Annotated in this window: 3 protein-coding genes; 1 reads left to right on the top strand and 2 read right to left on the bottom strand. The window is 65.5% G+C overall.

Annotated features, from left to right (window positions below; translation table 11 throughout):
• Nucleotides 1-201 (top strand): hypothetical protein (locus GY769_13650; GenBank protein ID MCP4202962.1); only part of this gene is annotated, 201 nt, incomplete at its 5' end.
• A gap of 66 nt (nt 202-267) precedes the next feature.
• On the opposite strand, the gene GY769_13645 is transcribed toward GY769_13650, so the two are convergent.
• On the bottom strand, nt 268-405 hold the full coding sequence (locus GY769_13645; protein ID MCP4202961.1) for a hypothetical protein: 138 nt from the start codon (nt 403-405) through the stop codon (nt 268-270).
• A gap of 165 nt (nt 406-570) precedes the next feature.
• On the bottom strand, nt 571-2346 hold the full coding sequence (locus GY769_13640) for an SLC13 family permease (protein ID MCP4202960.1): 1776 nt from the start codon (nt 2344-2346) through the stop codon (nt 571-573).
• Nucleotides 2347-2657: the final 311 nt, after the last annotated feature.

Genomic DNA, 2657 nt, shown 5'->3' with positions numbered 1-2657 from the left:
GGGGCCGAGGATCCCTTCGGCGGAGCGGACTCCTGGACGCAGAACTTCCAAAACGGCTTTCCGGTCGTCACCATCGGCTACGGCGAGGACGGCGGGATCGAGGACGAGTCCAGCCTGCGCAGCGGCCGCCGCCTGCGCATCGATCCGGACGCCTTTGAGCCACCGTCGGGCTACAAGCGGATGAGCATGGGGCCGCAGTAGGCGAGGGGCCGTCGGCCCCTTTCTTCTCCAGCGTCCGCACCCCGTGGCGGGCGTCTTGGTGGGTCGTTACCGACCGAGCGAAGCGCAGCTCACCAGCGAGCCGTTGCGCAGGTCGCGCACGACGGCGGCGAAGCCGCCACTGGCGCAGTCGTTCTTGCCGACGAGCGCGATGGCGCCTTGCGCTCGCCGAGGCCTTGGTGGCAATAGCGGCTACTTTCAAAGTGCAGCTCACAACAGCCCAGCGGGGAATCGAGGTGCGGACTATGCGATGGTCTGACCTTGATGGTGATTGGTGGACGATTCCTGCTGAGCGGACCAAGAACGGACGCCAGCATCGGGTCTTTCTTTCACCTCTAGCGCCGTCCGCCCTCACAGCGGCCAGACGTAAAGGATCATGGGGATCCCGACAAGCAACACCAGAACCTCGAGGGGCAACCCCATCCTCCAGTAGTCGCCGAACTTGTAGCCACCCGGGCCGAGGATGATGGTGTTGTTCTTGTGCCCGATCGGTGTCAGGAAGGCGCAGGAGGCGGCGACCGCGACGGCCATCAGGAAAGCGTCCGGGTTGGCGTCCAGGCGATGGGCGATGTCGACACCGATCGGCGCCGCGATGAGCGCCGTGGCCACGTTGTTGAGAATGTCGGAGAGGGTCATCGTGATCACCATGAGCAAGGCGAGCACGGTCACCGTCGACATACCCTCGGTCCAGATGACCACTTGATTGGCGATCAGCGCGGTTCCTCCGCTCTCTTCCATGGCGATGCTGAGCGGGATCATCGAGCCCAGAAGGATGATGACCGACCATTCCACGGACTCGTAGATCTCGTTGATGGGCACGATCCTGAGCACGACGTAGAGGGCAACGACCGCCGCCAGGGCCACGGGAAGGTAGACCCAGCCCAGGCTCGCAACCACGATCGCGGCCACGAAGGCGCCCACGGCGACCCAGGCCTTCTCGCGCTGCGTGACCTCGAGCCCGCGCTCCGCGAGGGACAGGCAGCCCAGCCAATGGACGACATCCGGCATTTGATCCTTCGGCCCGAGCATCAGCAGGATGTCGCCGGGCTGGACGGGCGATTTTCGCACCCGGTCTCGAATCCGCCGACCGCTCCTCGAGATTCCCAGAAGGGTCACACCCTGGCGAGCGAGGAGGCCGACGTCCATCGCCGAGCGCCCGACGACTCGCGCGCCGGCCGGCACCACCGCCTCGACCAGATCGAGTGCCTCGGAAGCCAGGCGTTTCTTCTTGCGCGATGCCGAGAGCTTGAGGTCCGCGGCGCCCGCGAAATCGTTGATCGCATCGGGAGCCCCTTCGAGGACGATGAAGTCGCTCTTGCGGAGCTCTTCGTCCAAGGCCATGCCCGCCAGACGCCGGCCGCGCCGCACGAGACCAAGGATCTGAACCTCGTTCTCCTCGCTGAGCTCCTCCAGATCTCGGAGCTGCTTTCCGAGGAAGGGTGACGACTCGTTCACCCCCACCTCGGCGACATAGCCCCGCAGTTCCTCGAGCTCCTGGACCGCGTCGTACCGGGTCCGGTCCTTGGGGACGAATCGCCAGCCGACCAACGCTACGTAGGCGACGCCGACGACGGCCACCGCCGCCCCCACGGGTGCGAAGTCGAACATTCCGTACGGCTCTCCCAGGGCGTTCTCGCGGAAGGTCGCGATGACGATGTTGGGCGGCGTGCCGATCAGGGTCACCATTCCGCCCAGGATCGAGGCGAACGAGATCGGCATCAGGGTGAGCGCCGGACTGCGCTTCGCTTTGCGGGCGGCCTGGAGGTCGAGCGGCATCAGGAGGGCGAGTGCGGCCACGTTGTTCATCGCGGTCGAAAGCGCCGCCGAAAGGCCGGCCATGATGCCGATGTGCGCCTGCAGACCCCGTGAGGCATCGAGCACCGGGCGGGCGAGCATGTCGATCGCACCCGAGCGCGAGAGTCCACGGCTGACGATCAGGACCAGCGCAATGATGACGACTGCCGGGTGGCCGAATCCCGAGAAGACCTGGTTCTTGGGAACGAGGCCCAGGACGGCGGAGAGGATCAGGGCCCCGAACGCGACGAGGTCGTACCGGAACTTGCCCCAGATCAGGAAGACGAAGACTGCGGAGACGAGAGCGAACAGCGCAATCTGATCGAAGGTCACGTGGACACTCTAACCGGAGCGAACGAGGAGGTCGAAGAGCTGCTGTCACGCCGTCGTCCCCGGCTGGACGCATCGCCTCGCCCCGTGCGAACGGTTGCTCTCCACACAACTCGTCCGAGAAGGGCGACATATCGGACGTCATGCGTCAACTCGATTTCGCGCCCAAGTCTCGACCTGATGCCTTGCCTGCTTGTGCTTGAGGCCGCTCGTCCGAGCCTGGTCGTCGTGGCTCGACCGCAAGGTCGCCGCCATCGATTCCGTCTTCTCCCTTCAGAGTGGAGTCGGTCGCCGCAGCTGCGAGTCCTCGCTTC

This window comes from bacterium, from assembly GCA_024224155.1.
Lineage (GTDB): Bacteria > Acidobacteriota > Thermoanaerobaculia > Multivoradales > JAHEKO01 > CALZIK01.
Note: the sequence above shows the minus strand (reverse complement) of the source record. Positions and strands in the feature narration are given on the sequence as shown.